Annotated in this window: 1 pseudogene; it reads left to right on the top strand. The window is 64.8% G+C overall.

Features of this window, described 5'->3' with window-relative positions:
* A pseudogene (locus ABFA30_RS24230) lies at positions 1-443 on the top strand (CbbBc protein); the annotation flags it as partial.

The raw sequence follows: 443 nt of genomic DNA, 5'->3' as shown, positions 1-443 counted from the left end.
CAACGAGGCGGCGTTCCTCTACCAGCTGTTCGTCCGTGCCTACGGCACCAATAACTTCCCCGACTGCTCGAACATGTGCCACGAGGCCAGTGGCGTGGGCATGGGCGAATCCCTGGGCGTGGGCAAGGGCACCGTGGTGTTCCATGACCTGGAACTGGCTGACGCGATCTTCGTCATCGGCCAGAACCCCGGCACCAATCATCCACGCATGCTCGAACCGCTGCGCGAAGCGGTCAAGCGAGGTGCCCAGGTGGTGTGCTTCAACCCGCTCAAGGAGCGTGGGCTGGAGCGCTTCCAGCACCCGCAACATCCGCTCGAGATGCTCAGCAACGGTTCCGAACCGACCAACACCGCCTACTTCCGTCCGGCCCTGGGCGGCGACATGGCGGTGATGCGCGGTATCGCCAAGTACCTCCTGCAGTGGGAGCGCGAGGCCCAGGCCA

The sequence above is a fragment of the Pseudomonas sp. HLMP genome, assembly GCF_046365545.1.
Classification (GTDB): domain Bacteria; phylum Pseudomonadota; class Gammaproteobacteria; order Pseudomonadales; family Pseudomonadaceae; genus Aquipseudomonas; species Aquipseudomonas guariconensis_B.
This window is presented reverse-complemented; position numbering and strand designations above follow the sequence as displayed.